Below are 17407 nucleotides of genomic sequence, written 5' to 3'. Positions count from 1 at the left end.
TGAACCGTCCGCTCGGTGCAGATGGGGCTCCGAAGGCCGGTGGTGAGAAACGTAGCGCGCCCCGCGGGCTATACGGTGGAGGTGCAGACGACAGGCGAATGCACGAGATCAATGTGATGAAGGGGTCGATGTCCATGCCGTTGGCCACGGTGAACGGAATTTCGCTGAACTACCAGGTCAAGGGCGACCGCGCCAAGGGCACCGACGTCAAGGGCGGGGGCCCGCTGGTCGTCATGATCATGGGCACCGGCAGCCCGGGGCGGGTGTGGGAGCTGCACCAGACGCCCGCGCTGGTGGCCGCCGGGTACCGGGTGTGCACCTTCGACAATCGCGGTATCGCCCCGTCGTTCGAGGCCGCCGACGGTATGACCGTCGACGATCTGGTGCGCGACACCGCGGCGCTCATCGAATTCCTGGACGAGGGTCCGGCGCTGGTGGCGGGCACCTCCATGGGTGCGCGGGTCGCCCAGGAGCTCGCGCTCGCCCGGCCCGAGCTGGTGCGTAAAGCGGTGTTCATGGCCGGGCACGGTCGGCTCGACCAGTTCCAGAAGACGCTGTCGCTGGGTGAGCACGAACTCGACGCCAGCGGGGTCACGCTGCCCGCCAAGTACGACGCCGCCCTCACCGCCGTCATGAACCTCTCCCCGGCCACCATGGCGGACCCGAACGCCGCCCGTGACTGGCTGGACCTGTTCGAGTTCACCGGCGGCCCGGTGTCGCCCGGCGTGCGCGCGCAGCGCCGGATGGACCACGACTTCGACCGCCTGGCCGCCTACCGGGCCATTACGGTGCCGTGCCTGTCCATCGGTTTCGCCGATGACCGAATGATCCCCCCGTATCTGTCCCGCGAGGTCGCCGAGGCCATTCCGGGCGCGCGCTACCAGGAAGTTCCCGATGCCGGGCACTTCGGCTACCTGGAGCGTCCGGAGGCCGTGAACAAGATCCTGCTCGATTTCTTCGCGGCATGAAGGTAACCGCCAACGCGTAACGCTCGCCTTGCTAGGGTCGAATCAACGTCGGGGGTTCGTTCGACGCTCGTGGCTGACAACCGAGCGGAGCGCGTTCCACCAGCGTTCCCGTACACAGCGCCAGTATCCAGTGAGGTGAAATGAGCACCAATCCCTTCGACGACGAAGACGGCCGGTTCTTCGTCCTGGTCAACGACGAGGAACAGCACTCCCTGTGGCCGGCTTTCGCCGAGGTCCCGGCCGGGTGGCGAGTCGTGTTCGGCGAGGACAGCCGCGCCGCCTGCGTCGAGTATGTCGAGAAGAACTGGACGGATATGCGTCCGAAGAGCCTGCGCGACGCCATGGCGGCCGATGACGCGGCCCGTCAGGCCGCTCAGTCCTGACAGTCGGCGAACAGCCACGGCGGCGCTCGCACCGAGCGCCGCACCATGAGGGATACAGGGTTACCCGCGCAGAAACGGTTGAACCGGATGCGGCCGCATGACACTTCGGGTGGCATGCGGCCGGTTCGGTAGTCGTTCTCGCCCTTGGGCTATCCCAGCTGGAACCGGTTTCCGCGCAGCCGGTCCATCCAGTTATGATGTCCCCGCTTTCCCGCCTCCTTAGCTCAGTGGTAGAGCACCGCTCTTGTAAAGCGAAGGTCGTCGGTTCAATCCCGACAGGGGGCTCCAAACAGCCAGTGGGCGCCGCCGACTGGATCGGCTCGGCCCCGGTGGCCGACCACCTATCGGAACGAGGCGCCGAACCGTTCCCAGGAAACTCCCAGCCGACGTCCAGGGAGTTCCGGGGTGGGCGGCGGACGATGATCACATGACAGGTGTGCCCGCGCAGCGTGAACCCGAGGCTCGGATACTCGTCGTCGACGATGAGCCGATGATCGTCGAACTGTTGACGGTGAGTCTGCGGTTTCAGGGGTTCGAGGTGGCGAGTGCGGGCAGTGGCAGCGCGGGGCTGGATCGGGCCCGGACGTTTCGGCCGGATGCGCTGATCGTGGATGTGATGATGCCGGGGATGGACGGGTTCGGGCTGCTGCGGCGGCTGCGGGCCGACGGGATCGACGCGCCGGTGCTGTTCCTGACCGCGCGCGACGATATCGAGGACAAGCTCACCGGGCTGACGCTCGGCGCCGACGACTATGTCACCAAGCCGTTCAGCCTCGAAGAGGTGGTGGCACGGCTGCGGGTGATCCTGCGCCGCGCGGGGCGCACCGCGCCGGAGCGGACGTCCGCGCGGATTCGGTTCGCCGATATCGAACTCGACGACGACACCCACGAGGTGTGGAAGGCGGGGGAGCCGGTCGCCCTGTCGCCCACCGAATTCACGCTGCTGCGCTACTTCATGGTCAATGCGGGGACCGTGCTCAGCAAGCCGCGCATTCTGGATCACGTGTGGCGCTACGACTTCGGCGGTGAGGTCGGGGTGGTGGAGACGTACGTGTCCTACCTGCGCAAGAAGGTGGACAACGGGCCGGAGCGGCTCATTCACACGCTGCGCGGCGTCGGCTACGTGATGCGGGAATCGCGCAGCCGGTCGGGTGCGCGATGAACGCTGTGCGGCAGCGGGTTTCGCACCGGCTCGCCGCGGTGCCGCTGCGCACCACGCTCACCCTGGCGCTGGTGCTGGTGGCGGCACTCGGATTGCTGATCTCGGGGGTGGCGGTCACCTCGGCCATGCGCGGGGTGCTCGTCGAACGGCTCGACCGGCAGTTGGACGAGGCGGTGCACACCTGGGCGCGGCCCGGTGCGCCGCGACCGGATACCCCGCCGCCGGTGCGACCGGACCGGAATTCGCCGCCGCAGCTGTTCTATGTGCGGGTCTACGATCCGCACGGAAATCTGCTGCTGCACGGCGATTCCGGATCCTACGAGCCCGATGTGCCCGCGGATATGGGCCGCGGACCGATCACCGTCGGCTCGGTGGGCGACGCCGCGGTGACATGGCGGGTGCTGCGGTGGTCGGGGCCGTCGGGCACCAGCACCGTCGCGCTGCCGCTGGAACAGACCGAGTCCTTCATCGATCGGCTCATCGTGCTCCAGGCCGTGATCGGTGTGCTGGTGCTGGCGGTGCTGGCGGTGGTCGCGCGACTGGTCATCCGGCGCAGTCTCCGCCCGCTGCGTGGGGTGGAGGAGACCGCCGCCGCCATCGCCGACGGCGACCTGCACCGCCGAGTTCCGGTGCGCGGCACCGACACCGAGGTCGATCACCTCTCGCGATCACTGAACGGCATGCTCACCCAGATCCAGCAGGCGTTCGCGGCCACCGAGGCGTCGGAGGAGGCGGCGCGGCGCTCGGAGGCCAAGATGCGCCGGTTCGTGGCCGACGCCAGTCATGAGCTGCGCACGCCGCTCACCACCATCCAGGGCTTCTCGGAGCTGTATCGGCAAGGGGCCGTGACGGATCCGGCGGTGTTCATGGACCGCATCGAACACGAGTCCAAGCGGATGGGGCTGCTGGTGGAGGACCTGCTCATGCTGGCGCGCCTGGACGCGCAGCGCCCGGTGGAGCGGCGGCCGGTGGATCTGCTGGCCCTGGCCAGCGATGCCGTGCACGCCGCGCGGACGGTGGACGCCGCGCGGCGGCCGGACGGTCCGGCGCGGCCGATCGAACTCGAGGTCGCCGACGGCACCGGCACCGTGGAGGTTTCCGGGGACGAGACGCGGCTACGGCAGGTGTTCACGAACCTGGTGCACAACGCACTGGTGCACACCCCGCCGGAGGCGGCGGTGACCGTGCGCCTCACCCCCGCCGCGGACGCGGTGCTGCTGGAGGTGGCCGACACCGGTCCCGGGCTGGAACCGGAGCAGGCCGAGCGGGTGTTCGAGCGGTTCTATCGCGCCGACGCCTCCCGCAGCAGGGAGAGCGGCGGTAGCGGGCTGGGGCTGTCCATCGTGCAGGCGCTGGTGGCCGCGCACGGCGGCACCGTCGCGGTGGCGAGCACGCCCGGGGTCGGGACCACGTTCACGGTGCGGCTGCCGCGCACCTACTCCGGGACGTTGGCCCCGTAACCCAGGTCGCGCAGCGCCTGCTTGATCTTGGCCTGGGCCTCGTCGAGGGATTCCTTGCTCGGGTCGGTGTCGGCTCCGGAGATGTCGAAGTCACCGAGCTCGAAGGCGGGGAAGACGTGCATGTGCAGGTGCGGCACCTCCAGACCGGCGATGAGCAGGCCCGCGCGGGGCGCGTCCCAGGCCGCCCGCACCGCCTTGCCGATCCGCTGCGCCACCGCGCTCATGCGCGCGAAGGTCTCCGGGTCCAGGTCCTGCCACTGGTCGATCTCCTTGCGCGGCACCACCAGCGTGTGCCCCTGGGTGACCGGGGCGATGGTCAGGAATGCGACGAATTCGTCGTCCTCCCACACGAACCGGCCGGGAAGCTGGCCGGAGATGATTGCGGAGAAAACAGAAGCCATAGCGGCAGCGTACGCGCGGCGGCCGTGGGTCGTCGGTGCGCGCGCCTACACTCGCCTCGAGCATCCCGCCACCGCGCCGAGGAGACCAGGTTATGCCGACCATCAGCGTTACCCGGGAAATCGCCGCGCCGCCCGAACGAGTCTGGGCCGTGGTCACCGACATCGACCGCGCCGCCGAGGTGATGAAGGGCATCGACACGGTCGAGCGGGTCGGCGGCGGCACCGGATTCGAGGTCGGCACCACGTGGCGGGAGACGCGAACCATGCTCGGCAGGCAGAGCACCGAGACCATGACGGTGACGGCCATCGAGCCCGGCCGCTCCTACACCGTCGAGGCCGATTCCCACGGCACCCACTTCACCTCGGTCATCACCGTGACGGCGCAGGGCGACGGCACGCTGCTGGCCATGACCTTCGGCGGGGAGGCCCAGGGTCTCGCGGCCAAACTCGCCGGAGCACTCGGCAAGCTGTTCGAGGGCGCGACACGCAAGCTGGTGCGGCGCGACCTCGACGACATCGCCGCCGCCGCCGAAGCCTGACCGGTCAGACCGCCACGAAGTGCGAGAGGATGCTCTGCACCTCGTAGATGTCCACCTGGCGGTTGAAGCGCTTCTGCACCGGCTCCGGGGAGCCGCCGATCCAGATGCACAGTTCGGCGTCCATGTCGAAGGTGCCCGCGGTCTCCACCGAGAAATGCGTGATGGCCCGGTACGGGATGCTGTGATAACTCACCTTGCGGCCCGTCATGCCCTGTTTGTCGACGATGATCAATCGCCGATTCGTGAACAGGATGGCGTCGCGCACCAGCAGGTACGCGGCGTACACCTGTTCCCCCTGACCGAACAGCTTCGCGTACTCCTGCTGTGCGGAGTTCGGATCGATGCGTCCGGCATTGCCCATCAGTCCGTCGATCAAGCCCATCGGCCTGCACATCCTTCGCGCGATCGCGGTGGCGGCTGTCACCCCCATCATCCCTGCCGGAGGGCTGATCCGCACCGAACCGACGTCACCTAAGCTGTTGCCCGTGCGCGTACTCGTCATCGGCTCCGGAGCCCGTGAACATGCCCTCGTCCTGGCCTTGCGGCGGGACCCGGCGGTGACCGCGGTGTACGCGGCGCCCGGCAACGCGGGCATCGCCCAGCACGCCGAGATCCGGTCGGTCGACCCCTGCTCCGGCGACGAGGTGGTGGCGCTGGCGCGCGACGTCGAAGCCGACCTGGTGGTGATCGGACCGGAGGTGCCGCTGGTGCTCGGCGTCGCCGACGCGGTGCGTGCGGCCGGGATCGCCTGCTTCGGACCGTCCGCCGAGGCCGCGCGGATCGAAGGATCCAAGGCGTTCGCCAAGGACGTCATGAACGCCGCCGGGGTGCGGACCGCGCACAGCGAGGTCGTGGACAGCCCGGGTGAACTCGACGCGGCGCTGGACCGCTTCGGGCCGACCTGGGTGGTCAAGGACGACGGGCTGGCCGCCGGCAAGGGCGTGGTGGTCACCGCGGATCGGATGGCCGCGCGCGACCACGCCGCCGAATGCCTGGAGATGGGGCATCCGGTGCTGCTGGAGTCGTTCCTGGACGGGCCCGAGGTGTCGCTGTTCTGCCTGGTCGACGGGGAGACGGTGGTGCCGCTGCTGCCCGCGCAGGACCACAAGCGGGTGGGTGACGGGGACACCGGGCCCAACACCGGCGGAATGGGCGCGTACACGCCGCTGCCGTGGCTGCCGGAGCAGACCGTCACCGCCATCGTCGACGAGGTGGTGAAACCCGTTGCGGCCGAGATGGTTCGCCGGGGGACGCCGTTCTCCGGGCTGCTGTACGCCGGGCTCGCCATCGGCCAGGCCGGTCCGGCGGTGGTCGAATTCAACTGCCGCTTCGGCGATCCCGAGACCCAGGCGGTGCTGGCCATGCTCGACAGCCCGCTCGGCGAACTGCTGAACGCCACCGCCACTGGCACCCTGGACCGGGTCGCCGCACCGAGCTGGAAGGACGGTGCCGCGGTCACCGTCGTACTGGCTGCCGAGAACTACCCGGGGCGGCCGCGCACCGGCGATGTCATCAGCGGAGCCGAATCCGCCGGTACCGGAACCGAATCCGAGGTGCTGCACGCGGGCACCGCGCAGCGCGCCGACGGGGCGCTGGTCTCGGCGGGCGGCCGGGTGCTGTCGATCGTCGGCCACGGTGCCGATCTCGAGGCGGCGCGCGAGAACGCCTACGCCCGCCTGGCCGGAATCAAGCTGCCGGGCAGCCACTTCCGCACCGATATCGCACTGGCGGCCACCGAGAACCGAATCACGGTGCCCACCACCGTCTGAGGACGCCCGGAAACCGTCCGGCTCAGTTCAGGGACAGTCCGTGCAGGGCGAGCCAGCGCTGCGGGTCCACGTGCCGGCCGTTCTGGATGACCTCGAAGTGCAGGTGCGGGCCGGTGGAGTCGCCGCGGTTGCCGATGCGGGCGATCTGCATTCCGGCCGGGACGCGCTCGCCCACCGAGACGATGAAGTCGTACATGTGCCCGTAGACGGTGATGGTGCCGTCGTCGTGGCGGATGCGCACCCACAGGCCGAATCCGGCGGCGGGGCCCGCGTCGACGACCGTGCCCGCGGCCACGGCGTAGATGGGGGAGCCCAGCGGCGCGGCGATGTCGATTCCGTTGTGGAAGGTGCCCCAGCGCTGGCCGAACGCCGAGGTGAACAGACCCTTGGCCGGGAGCGCGAAGCCACCGATGCTGGGCAGCACGAACCCGGGCGGCAGCGCGCCGCCCGGATCGGCGCCGGAATTCAGCCACGGCTGCGTCTCACCGGCCACCGCCGCGGCCGCCTCGGCCTTGGCCCGCTCCAGCGTGGCCCGCGCGGCCGCCGCCACCACGGCCGCCTCGCGCAGTTTCTCCCCGTGGTCGATGGCGTCCAGGTAGCGCTTGGTCGACGCCGGCGGCGCCGCCACCTGCAGCGGATAGGCCGCGGGCACCCGCAGCGCCACCCCGGGCTCGGCCGGTGCGTCCACCGGAATGATCGCCAGCGGACTGTCGGCCCCCGCGAACACCAGCATCGCCGCCATCCCCGCCAGCAGATACCGATGCGCCCCCGCCCACGCCCGCACCACCGGCGCCTGCCGCCGCACCCGGGGCCCCAACTCCCGCACGTCCTCCCGGTTCTTCGGTACCTCCCGCCACACCCGCGCGCTCGCCCCTCGCACCCGCGCACCGACGGGTTCGACCACCCGTCCGATCTCGTCCCGCGCCGCCGCCATCCGTGCGCCGCCCGCCGCTACCCGGTCCGCCGCCCGCCGCCGCACCGCCGCACCGCGGCCACCCGCACGATCCCCCGACGCCCGCCGCCCCACCTCCGCCCGCAGCCCCGGCACGAACCGGCCGCCCCCGAGCTCCCGGATCCGCCCGCCCGTCGCGAGTTCGCCGTCAACCGTCGCGTCGCCGTCAACCGTCGCGTCGCCGTCAACCGTCGCGTCGCCGTCAACCGTCGCGTGATTGTCGGCCGTCGCGCGGTTGTCAACCGTCGTGTGGTTGTCGGCCGCTGCGTCGTTGTCGGCCGCGGCGCTGTCGTCGACGGCTGCGCTGCCCGCGTCCTCGGATTCAGGCCGGTCGGCGTGGTTCGTCGCCGCGGTGCGTTCGGTGCCGACCACGGAGTCGCCCCGCCCGGGGTGCGGTTCGCCGGGTTCGGTGGTGTCGGCTGCGACGGGCGTTATGACCTCCTGGTCGATGTGGTATCCCCCCGACACGGTGTTCTGCTCAGTCATTCCGGCGGGGATTGCGGGACCGACGGGGGAGCGGGTGCTCTACCGTCTGTCGAGTGCGTATCGAATCTCGCCGGTCGACCATTCCACCTTTCTACGTGATGGACGTCTGGAAAGCAGCAGCGGAGCGGGCCCGGACACACGGGGATGTGCTGGTGCTGGCGGCGGGGCAGCCGTCCACTCCGGCGCCGCGACCGGTGCTGCGGGCCACCAGGGCGGCCATGGAACGTGAGTTGCTCGGCTACACCGAGACATTCGGAATCCTGCCGCTGCGCGAGGCCATCGCGGGCCATCACCGGGACATCTACGGGGTGGCGGCGACGGCCGACGACGTGGTGGTGACGACCGGATCGTCGGGCGCGTTCACGCTCATCTTCCTGGCCGCCTTCGACGCCGGGGACACCGTGGTGGTGGCGCGGCCGGGCTATCCGGCCTACCGCAACACCCTCACGGCGCTGGGCTGCGACGTGGTGGAGTTGGACTGCGGCCCGGAAACCCGATTCCAGCCCACCGTCGCCATGCTGGAGGCGCTGCCGCAGCCCCCGGCGGGCCTGATCGTGGCCAGTCCGGCCAATCCCACCGGCACCATGATCGATCCGGCGGAGCTGGCCGCCCTGGCCCGCTGGTGCGACGAGCACGGCACCCTGCTCATCTCCGACGAGATCTACCACGGCATCGTCTACGCCGACACCGAGCCGACCGCCTCGGCCTGGGAGACCTCCCGGAATTCGGTGGTCATCGGCTCGGTGTCGAAGTACTTCTCCATGACCGGCTGGCGGCTGGGCTGGATGCTCGCGCCCGCGCACCTGCGCCCGGCGCTGCAGCGGCTGGCCTCGAATATGACCGTCTGCCCGCCCGCCATCTCCCAGTACGCGGCGATGCACGCCTTCGGCGCGGAGGCCAAGGCCGAACTCGACGGGCATGTCCGCCGCTATGCGGAGAATCGTCGGCTACTGCTGGAGGGGCTGCCGAAACTCGGCATCACCGACCTGGCTCCGGCCGACGGCGCGTTCTACGCCTACGCCGATATCGCGCACCTCACCGACGACTCCATGGCGTGGTGCACCGAGGTGCTGAACCGCACCGGTGTGGCCCTCGCCCCGGGAATCGATTTCGACACCCGTCACGGTCGGCACACGGTGCGATTCTCCTTCGCCGGAGCCACGGCCGATATCGAAGAGGCGTTGGCGCGATTGGAAACCCATCTGAGCTGACGCGCGGCCGGGCGGAGTGATGCCGTGAGTTTGCCGGAGCGATCCCGACCGGTCCGGCGAGCGGAGCCGAGCGGCGATGTCCCGCAAAGACTTTCCGGACTCGCCCCCCATCCTTCGCCGATGCGGTACAACCGTTGTAATGCGAATTCCGCACGGCTCGTCGGCAGCCCATCCGAACTGGAAAACACACAGATCGCACCCATTTGGCACAGATGAACCGATGATGACTGGCACGATGACGTGGTGATCACCGCGACGACTCCGAAAGGCGAACGGCGTCGCCAAGCGCTGGTTGCAGCTGCCGCCGAGTTGCTACTCGAGGGTGGGTTCGAAGCGGTACGACACCGCTCGGTTGCGACGCGCGCGGATCTGCCGCTCGCCTCGACGACGTATTACTTCGAATCCCTCGAGGATCTGATCGCGCGCGCGGTCGAGTTCTCCGGCAATGCCGAACTCGAGAACATGCGCCGTCGCGTCGGTGAGGTGACCCACCGCCGCCGCGGCGCGGAGGCCACCGTCGAGCTGATCCTCGACCTGCTGGTGTGCCCGGACGGGCAGGACCAGGACACGGAATCGCGCGGCCAGCTGATCGCCCGCTACGAGCGATCGGTCGCCTCCGCCCGCCACCCGGAGCTACGCGAGGTACAGCTCCGACTACGCGCGCAGCTCGACGAGCTGCTCGCCGACGTACTGCGGCGGTCCGATCGGGTGGTGCGGGCCGAACAGATACGACGGCTGGTGTCGGTGGTCGACGGCGCGGTGGTGACCGCGCTCGGCGAACTCGACCCGCAACCCCGGCGGGCGGCCCGGGGAGCGCTGCTGGAACTCATCGACATCGTCGCGCCGCCGGTGTGACGCGAGCCCGGAATCGGCGCGCGCATCCCTAGGATCGTGGGGCCGGAGTGCGCGGGTGAGCCGGGGTACGGAGGCCATCGCCGAGCTAACTAGACTCACTCGACGTGAGTCTTGTCCCGAACGTCCTCGCCACCCGTTACGCCAGCCCCGAGTTGGTGCACCTGTGGTCGCCCGAGAACAAGATCGTGCTCGAGCGGCGGCTCTGGCTGGAGGTGCTGCGCGCCCAGGCCGAACTGGGCGTGGACGTTCCGGCCGGAGTGGTCGAGGACTACGAGCGGGTCGTCGACCAGGTCGACCTGTCGTCCATCGCCGAGCGGGAGCGCGTCACCCGCCACGACGTGAAGGCCCGCATCGAGGAGTTCAACGCCCTCGCCGGGCATGAGCACGTGCACAAGGGCATGACCTCGCGCGACCTCACCGAGAATGTCGAGCAGTTGCAGATCCGGCTGTCGCTCGAGCACGTGTACGCGCACGGCGTGGCCGTCGCGGCGCGGCTGGCCGAGCGGGCCGCGCAGTACCAGCCGCTGGTGATGGCGGGCCGCTCGCACAATGTGGCGGCCCAGGCCACCACCCTCGGCAAGCGCTTCGCCTCCGCCGCCGACGAACTGCTCATCGCGCTCACCCGTCTGCGCGAGCTGATCGCCCGCTACCCGCTGCGCGGTATCAAGGGCCCGATGGGCACCGCCCAGGACATGCTGGACCTGCTCGGCGGCGATGCCGCGAAACTGGCGCAGCTGGAGCAGAAGGTGGCGCGGCACCTCGGTTTCGCCACCGTGTTCACCAGTGTCGGTCAGATCTATCCGCGCTCGCTCGACCACGATGTGCTCTCGGCGCTGGTGCAGGTGGGCGCGGGCCCGTCGTCCTTCGCGCACACCATTCGCCTGATGGCCGGGCACGAGCTGGTCACCGAGGGCTTCCAGCCCGGTCAGGTCGGCTCGTCGGCCATGCCGCACAAGATGAACACCCGCTCCTGCGAGCGCGTCAACGGCCTGCAGGTGGTGCTGCGCGGCTACGGCTCCATGGCGGCCGAGATGGCGGGCGCGCAGTGGAACGAGGGCGATGTGTTCTGCTCGGTCATCCGCCGGGTCGCGCTGCCGGACGCCTTCTTCGCCATCGACGGCATGATGGAGACCTTCCTGACGGTGCTGACCGAATTCGGCGCGTACCCGGCGGTCGTCGAACGTGAACTCGAGCGCTACCTGCCGTTCCTGGCCACCACCCGCATTCTGATGGCGGCGGTGCGGGCAGGGGTGGGCCGGGAAGCCGCGCACGAGGTCATCAAGGAGCACGCCGTCGCGGTGGCGCTGGCCATGCGCGAGCAGGGCCGCGAACCCGACCTGCTGGATCGCCTGGCCGCGGACGACCGGATGCCCCTGGACCGCGCCGCCCTGGACGCGGCGCTGGCGGACCGCACCGCCTTCATCGGTGCGGCGGAGGCGCAGACGGCGGACGTCATCGCCCAGGTGCAGAAGCTGGTGGACGCCAACCCCGAGGCGGCGCGCTACACGCCGTCGCCGATTCTCTAAGCGAGAGAACGTATTCGGTAGGCAATGGTTCTAGGCTGCCGGGCATGAATCCGTACACGATCTTCTCCGATATCGTCGCCGGCCGCGCACCCTCGTCCAAGGTGTACGAGGACGAGGATGTGTTGGCGTTCATGGATATTCGGCCGTTCACCCCCGGGCATCTGCTGGTGATCCCGAAGGTTCCGGCCAAGAGTCTGGCGGAGTTGGATCCGGCGGTCGGCGGGAAGCTGTTTCAGGTCGGCCAGCGCCTCGCCGCGGCGCTGCGGGAGTCGGAGGTCGGCTGCGACGGGGTGAATTTCTTCCTCGCGGACGGCGTGACGGCGGGGCAGGAGGTGTTCCATGTGCATCTGCATGTGATTCCCCGCACGCCGGGCGACGGCTTCGGATTGCGGGGGCGGCCGACGACGCCGCAGCGTGCGGATCTGGACTACCTGGCGGGCTCGATCCGGGGCGCGCTGGATCGGCTGTAATTCATAGCGGCACGGCATTACCATATGCGTACCACATGGTTTGCCAAAGACACGCCGTATGACTGTTTCCACCCCTCCGTGCATCCGTGTGGGTAACGTGTAACCCCTCTTGTGGTGGGCTTGATGGAGGTGGGGATATGTATCGTAGAGCCGTTGCGGCAGCCGTTCTTTCGGTCGCTGTCGGTTTGCTCAGCCCGGTGCTGGCCGAACCGGCAACCGCGAGCGCGGCGCAGGTCGTCCGGATCGACGACCTCGCTCCCACCCGCTCGGCGATCTTCATCCACTCCGCCGCCATGAACCGCACGATTCAGGTGCAGGTGCTGCACCCGGCGGGCGGCGGCTCGCGGCCCTCCTACTACCTGCTCGACGGCCTGGATCCCGGTGCGGGGCAGAGCACCTGGACCAATGCCACCGACGCCGAACCGTTCTTCCGCGGCAAGAACGTCAATATCGTGCTGCCGATGGGCGGCCAGGCCAGCTACTACACCGACTGGATCGCCGACGACCCGAAGTTCGGCCGGTACCGCTGGGAAACCTTCCTCACCGAGGAGCTGCCGCCGATCATCGACAGCCATTTCGCGGGCAATGGCGTGAACGCCATCGGCGGCCTGTCCATGGGCGGCAACGCGGCCTTCATGCTGGCGACGCGGCGGCCGGACCTGTATCGCGCGGTGGCGGGCTACAGCGCCTGCCCGGACACCTCCATCGCCCAGGGCGCGATGCTGTTCTCCATCGCCAACCGCGGTGGCAATCCGTTCAATATGTGGGGTCCGGTCTCGAGTCCGGCGTGGGCCGAACACAATCCGGCACTGCTGGCGGACCGGTTGCAGGGCAAGACCATTTACCTGTCCACCGGCACCGGGCTGCCCGGCCCGCACGAACTCGAGATCAAACCCCAGCTGCCGGAGAACATCTTCTTCGGCGGTCCCATCGAATTCGGCGTGAACGCCTGTGTGACCGCCTTCGAGGGTCGCCTGCGGGAGCTGGGCATTCCGGCCCGCGTCGACTACAGCCCGGTCGGGACGCATTCCTGGTCGTACTGGAAGGACACGCTGCACTCCTCGTGGCCGACCATCGCCGGGGCGATCGGGGCCTGATCCGCCCGGAAATTCAGTTTCGGGGGCGGTTGAATTCACCGTCCTTGGCACCGGCCACGAAGGCCGCCCACTCGCCCGGGGTGAAGATCAGCACGGGGCCGTCCGGATCGGCGGAATTGCGCAATCCGATATTTCCGCTGGCCAGGAAGGCGACCTCGACACCGTCGCCGGTGTCGGTGCTGCGCCGCCATACGGCATCGGGCTCGATCTCGCGGTTCTTGGCTTCCACTCGAACTCCTGTGCGTGGTGGTACCGGACGGTGATTTGGGTCGCACTCATACTGCCAGGGTTTGCCGGTTGCCCGGATCGGATATTCCATCTTGTGTCAGCAGGAAGGAGGTATGGTGCGCACGCCATGGTCCCCTCAGCGAGCAGCCCCCATCTCCGATAGTTGTGAGGTAGTGCCCGGTCGCTTCACCATCGAATTGGCACAGAGCATTCTGCGAATCCACCGAAGTTGTCCGACCGATCAGTGCGCACGACGCAAGGCGGCAGTCTTCTACCTCTACGAGCAGAATCGCCATCTGGCCGGTAACGGCCGTCGTCGGCTGCGCTAGCCGTCGGCACTCCGGGTCCGAGCCGTCGTAGCCTGAGCGCGACGGCCGGGTGCGCGCCGGGCGGGCGGAGTTGCGCACTACGGTGGATCGCATGGCTCTGGACAGTGGTAGCGCAGCGACGACCTCCGAATCCGTGGTGACCGCGCCGATCGCGAAGCGGGTTCCGGCGGAGCGCGTCCATCACGGTGATGTGTTCACCGACGAGTACGAATGGTTGCGGGACAAGGAGAATCCCGAGGTCATCGCGTACCTGGAGGCGGAGAACGCCTATACCGACGCGCAGACGGCGCAGTTGGGGCCGCTGCGGGAGAAGATCTTCGACGAGATCAAGTCGCGTACCCAGGAGACCGATCTGTCGGTGCCGACGCGCATGGGCGACTGGTGGTACTACTCGCGCAGTTTCGAGGGCAAACAGTACGGCGTGCACTGCCGCTGCCCGATCGGCGACCGGGACGACTGGACCCCGCCGCAACTCGAGGTCGATACCGAGGTCCCCGGCGAGCAGGTGCTGCTGGACAGCAATGAACTGGCCGAGGGGCACGACTTCTTCGCCCTCGGCGCGTTCTCCATCAGCCACGCGGGCGATCTGCTGGCCTACTCCGTCGACACCGTCGGCGACGAGCGCTACGTGCTGCGCTTCAAGAATCTGGAGACCGGCGAGGCGCTGGCCGACGAGATCCCGGGCACCGCGCCCGGCGCGACCTGGTCGCTGGACGGCACCCACGTCTTCTACCAGACCGTCGACGAGTCCTGGCGGCCCGACACCGTGTGGCGGCACCGCCTGGGCACCGCCCAGGACGCCGATGTCAAGGTCTTCCACGAGCCCGACGAGCGCTACTGGGTCAGCATCGGCGCCACCCGCTCGGAGAAGTACCTCGTCATCTGGGTCGGCTCCAAGATCACCACCGAGGGCTGGATCCTGGAGTCCGACCAGCCCGAGGGCGAGTTCCGGGTGCTCATGCCGCGCCGCGAAGGCGTGGAGTACTCGGCCGAGCACGCCGTCATCGGCGGTGCGGACCGGCTGCTCATCCTGCACAACGATGTCGTCGACGGCGTGAAGGCGGAGAACTTCGTACTCGCCGAGGCCCCGGTCGACGATCCCGCGAATCAGCGCATCCTCATCGGTCACCGCGACGATGTGCGGCTCGAGGATGTCGACGCCTTCTCCGACAAACTGGTGCTGTCCTACCGCCGTGAGGCGCTGCCGCGCGTCGCGGTCTGGCCGCTGACCGCCGACGGCTACGGCGAACTCGCCGAGATCCAGTTCGGCCTGGAGCTGTTCGCCGCCGGGCTGGGCTCCAATCCGGAGTGGGAGCAGCCGACCCTGCGCATGGGGGTCACCTCCTTCATCACGCCGATGCGGATCTTCGACTACGTGCCGGCCACCGGCGAGATGCTGCTGCGCAAGGAACAGCCGGTCCTCGGCGACTTCCAGGCCGACGACTACGAGCAGCATCGGGTGTGGGCGGTGGCGTCGGACGGCACCCGCATTCCGGTGTCCATCGTCAAGCGCAAGGATCTCGGCGACGGCCCGAAGCCGCTGCTGCTCTACGGTTACGGCTCCTACGAGGCCAGTATCGATCCGGGCTTCTCGGTGGCGCGACTGTCGCTGCTGGATCGCGGCTTGGTGTTCGCGGTCGCGCATGTGCGCGGTGGCGGTGAGATGGGCCGGCTGTGGTACGAGCACGGCAAGACGCTCACCAAGAAGAACACCTTCACCGATTTCGTCTCCTGCGCACGGCATCTCGTGGACACCGGCGTCACCGCGCCCGACCGCATGATCGCCGACGGCGGCAGCGCGGGCGGCCTGCTGGTGGGCGCGGTGGCCAATCTCGCGCCGGAGCTGTTCGCGGGCATCCTGGCCAACGTGCCCTTCGTGGACCCGCTGACCTCCATCCTCGACCCGTCGCTCCCGCTCACCGTGATCGAATGGGACGAATGGGGAAATCCCCTGGCGGACAAGGAAGTCTACGAGTACATGAAGTCGTACTCGCCGTACGAGAACGTGGCGGCGGTGGACTATCCGGCCATCCTGGCCATCACCAGCCTCAACGACACCCGTGTGCTCTACGTGGAACCGGCCAAGTGGGTCGCGAAACTGCGTGCCACCAAGACCGGCGACAGCCAACTGCTGCTCAAGACCGAGATGACCGCCGGGCACGGCGGCGTCTCCGGCCGCTACGAGAAGTGGAAGGAAGTCGCGTTCGAGTTCGCCTGGGTGCTGGAGAAGGTCGGCCTGGCCGACCGCTGAGCCGTCGCACCGGGGCACGGCGGTCGCCCGGACCGCCGTGCCCCGGTGACAGCGCGTCCCGCTATCGCTTCGAGCCGGACCCGCGGGTATTCGACGTCGGCACCGCCGCCGTGGCCGAGTGGGTGAAGCCGCCCACGTCCGCCCGGGTGAGCGGGGTGGATCGGGGATTCGCGCGCAGTTGGGCGATACCGCGCCCCATATCGGCGAGCAGCAGGTCGATCATGTCGACGCTGAAGCCGTGGCGCAGCACCGCGCGCATGATGGTCTCGTGCTCGCGGTCGGCGGGCAGCGGGTAGGCGGCGATCAGCCAGCCGCGGGTGCGGAGGCGATCGGACAGGTCGTAGAGGTTGAAACCGGGATCGCCGTCCCGCAGCGTCCAGGACACGGCGGTGATGCCGCGCCGCGGATCGCCCTCGTGGATCAGCTCGAAGTGGCCGAGGTCCCGCACCCCCGCCGCCAGGTGCCGCGCGACCCGGTAGATCTGCTGCTGGACCCGCCGGTAGCCGGTCCGGCCGAGCCGGATGAAGTCGTAGTACTGGGTGATCACCTGACCGCCGGGGCGGGAGAAATTGAGATTGAAGGTGGCCATGCTGCCGCCCAGATAGTCGACGTCGAAGATGAGCTCCGCGGGCAGGTCGGCAGCCTCCCGCCAGATCGCCCAGCCCGCGCCGAGCGGGGCCAGCCCGGTCTTGTGGCCGGAGGCGTTGATCGATTTCACCCGGGGCAGCCGGAAGTCCCACTCCAGATCCGGAGCGCAGAACGGGGCGAGGAAGCCACCGCTGGCGGCATCGACGTGGATGGGGATGTCGAGGCCGGTGCGGGTCTGGATCTCGTCGAGCGCACGGCTGATCCCGGCGACGTCCTCGAACAGTCCGGTGAAGGTCTGCCCGAAGGTGGGCACCTTGGCGGCCAGGCCGCCCAGCATGGCGGCCTCGCTGGAGCCGGTGGTGGAGGTGCCCAGGGCGGTGGCCGGGTCGGGGGCGTGCCACAGGTCGGCCACCATCCGGACCGCGCGTCGCTCGAGTTCGGCGGTCTGCGGGTATTCGTCCTTGTCGACGATGTTCTTGTCGATGGAGTCGTTCATGAGCCGCCGGGCCTGATCGTCCACCCAGGTGGTGCAGAAGGTCGCCAGATTCATGCGGGAGACGCCGTCGAGCATGAGTTCGTCGTGCACGATCTCGTAGGCGACCTGGGGCAGCATCTCCGGCTCCGGAAAGCCCGCCTTGGGCGCGCCGTGGCGCAGGCCGGGCAGCGCGTACAGGTCATGGGATTCGGACTTCTCGGCCATGCTGCCTCCGGATTCGCGGCCGGTAGTTGCCG

The 17407-nt window shown here is 69.1% G+C and carries 17 protein-coding genes and 1 tRNA gene; 13 read left to right on the top strand and 5 right to left on the bottom strand.

Annotation, left to right across the window (positions count from 1 at the left end; all coding sequences use genetic code 11):
- The first annotated feature begins 134 nt into the window (after positions 1 to 134).
- From FOH10_RS28350 to FOH10_RS28330, 5 genes are all read left to right on the top strand, one after another.
- Positions 135 to 968 (top strand): alpha/beta fold hydrolase, encoded by an 834-nt coding sequence (locus tag FOH10_RS28350; protein WP_143984363.1) that lies wholly within the window; start codon positions 135 to 137, stop codon positions 966 to 968.
- Positions 969 to 1108: 140 nt separating this feature from the next.
- Positions 1109 to 1351 (top strand): MbtH family protein, encoded by a 243-nt coding sequence (locus tag FOH10_RS28345; RefSeq protein ID WP_019931522.1) that lies wholly within the window; start codon positions 1109 to 1111, stop codon positions 1349 to 1351.
- A 213-nt stretch (positions 1352 to 1564) separates the two neighbouring features.
- Positions 1565 to 1639 (top strand) — tRNA-Thr (locus tag FOH10_RS28340).
- 139 nt (positions 1640 to 1778) lie between these two features.
- Entirely contained in the window at positions 1779 to 2513 is a 735-nt protein-coding gene (locus tag FOH10_RS28335; RefSeq protein ID WP_029926415.1) for a response regulator transcription factor, read from the top strand.
- The gene (locus FOH10_RS28330; protein ID WP_143982977.1) at positions 2510 to 3973 is read left to right on the top strand and encodes a sensor histidine kinase; all 1464 of its coding nucleotides are present in this window, start codon (positions 2510 to 2512) and stop codon (positions 3971 to 3973) included. Before FOH10_RS28335 ends, FOH10_RS28330 begins: the two co-directional genes overlap by 4 nt.
- On the opposite strand, the gene FOH10_RS28325 is transcribed toward FOH10_RS28330, so the two are convergent.
- Positions 3949 to 4374 carry an HIT family protein gene (locus FOH10_RS28325; protein WP_029926417.1) on the bottom strand — a complete coding sequence of 142 codons (426 nt, stop codon included), beginning with the start codon at positions 4372 to 4374 and terminating at the stop codon, positions 3949 to 3951. The genes FOH10_RS28330 and FOH10_RS28325 overlap by 25 nt on opposite strands.
- A 92-nt stretch (positions 4375 to 4466) precedes the next feature.
- Here FOH10_RS28325 and FOH10_RS28320 point away from each other — a divergent pair, with 92 nt between their 5' ends.
- Positions 4467 to 4913 (top strand): SRPBCC family protein, encoded by a 447-nt coding sequence (locus tag FOH10_RS28320; RefSeq protein WP_143982976.1) that lies wholly within the window; start codon positions 4467 to 4469, stop codon positions 4911 to 4913.
- A 4-nt stretch (positions 4914 to 4917) separates the two neighbouring features.
- Here the strand turns inward: FOH10_RS28320 and FOH10_RS28315 are convergent, their stop codons facing one another.
- A complete protein-coding gene (locus FOH10_RS28315) occupies positions 4918 to 5295 on the bottom strand; it encodes a PH domain-containing protein (protein ID WP_143982975.1) in 378 nt (125 codons plus the stop codon).
- Between the two features lie 103 nt (positions 5296 to 5398).
- On the opposite strand from FOH10_RS28315, the gene purD reads away from it, so the two are divergent.
- Positions 5399 to 6682 (top strand): phosphoribosylamine--glycine ligase, encoded by a 1284-nt coding sequence (gene purD / locus FOH10_RS28310; RefSeq protein ID WP_143982974.1) that lies wholly within the window; start codon positions 5399 to 5401, stop codon positions 6680 to 6682.
- A gap of 22 nt (positions 6683 to 6704) precedes the next feature.
- Here purD and FOH10_RS36345 read toward each other — a convergent pair whose 3' ends face one another.
- Entirely contained in the window at positions 6705 to 8120 is a 1416-nt protein-coding gene (locus FOH10_RS36345; RefSeq protein WP_425326107.1) for a M23 family metallopeptidase, read from the bottom strand.
- A gap of 53 nt (positions 8121 to 8173) precedes the next feature.
- Here FOH10_RS36345 and FOH10_RS28300 point away from each other — a divergent pair, with 53 nt between their 5' ends.
- From FOH10_RS28300 to FOH10_RS28280, 5 genes are all read left to right on the top strand, one after another.
- A complete protein-coding gene (locus FOH10_RS28300; RefSeq protein ID WP_186000617.1) occupies positions 8174 to 9331 on the top strand; it encodes a pyridoxal phosphate-dependent aminotransferase in 1158 nt (385 codons plus the stop codon).
- Positions 9332 to 9574: 243 nt separating this feature from the next.
- Positions 9575 to 10186, top strand: a complete 612-nt coding sequence (locus FOH10_RS28295) for a TetR/AcrR family transcriptional regulator (protein ID WP_039809319.1) — start codon at positions 9575 to 9577, stop codon at positions 10184 to 10186.
- Positions 10187 to 10290: 104 nt separating this feature from the next.
- Complete coding sequence (purB, locus tag FOH10_RS28290; RefSeq protein WP_143982973.1) at positions 10291 to 11712, top strand: adenylosuccinate lyase; 1422 nt, start codon at positions 10291 to 10293, stop codon at positions 11710 to 11712.
- 44 nt (positions 11713 to 11756) lie between these two features.
- A complete protein-coding gene (locus FOH10_RS28285; RefSeq protein ID WP_143982972.1) occupies positions 11757 to 12182 on the top strand; it encodes an HIT family protein in 426 nt (141 codons plus the stop codon).
- Between the two features lie 137 nt (positions 12183 to 12319).
- The gene (locus tag FOH10_RS28280; protein WP_143982971.1) at positions 12320 to 13279 is read left to right on the top strand and encodes an alpha/beta hydrolase; all 960 of its coding nucleotides are present in this window, start codon (positions 12320 to 12322) and stop codon (positions 13277 to 13279) included.
- Positions 13280 to 13292: 13 nt separating this feature from the next.
- Here FOH10_RS28280 and FOH10_RS28275 read toward each other — a convergent pair whose 3' ends face one another.
- Positions 13293 to 13508, bottom strand: a complete 216-nt coding sequence (locus tag FOH10_RS28275) for a DUF397 domain-containing protein (RefSeq protein WP_029926432.1) — start codon at positions 13506 to 13508, stop codon at positions 13293 to 13295.
- 419 nt (positions 13509 to 13927) lie between these two features.
- Here FOH10_RS28275 and FOH10_RS28270 point away from each other — a divergent pair, with 419 nt between their 5' ends.
- The gene (locus tag FOH10_RS28270; protein ID WP_143982970.1) at positions 13928 to 16087 is read left to right on the top strand and encodes a S9 family peptidase; all 2160 of its coding nucleotides are present in this window, start codon (positions 13928 to 13930) and stop codon (positions 16085 to 16087) included.
- A gap of 61 nt (positions 16088 to 16148) precedes the next feature.
- Here the strand turns inward: FOH10_RS28270 and FOH10_RS28265 are convergent, their stop codons facing one another.
- Positions 16149 to 17375 (bottom strand): pyridoxal-dependent decarboxylase, encoded by a 1227-nt coding sequence (locus FOH10_RS28265; protein WP_143982969.1) that lies wholly within the window; start codon positions 17373 to 17375, stop codon positions 16149 to 16151.
- Positions 17376 to 17407 lie beyond the last annotated feature (32 nt).

This window comes from Nocardia otitidiscaviarum (assembly GCF_007362295.1).
Taxonomy (GTDB): Bacteria; Actinomycetota; Actinomycetes; order Mycobacteriales; family Mycobacteriaceae; genus Nocardia; species Nocardia otitidiscaviarum.
This window is presented reverse-complemented; position numbering and strand designations above follow the sequence as displayed.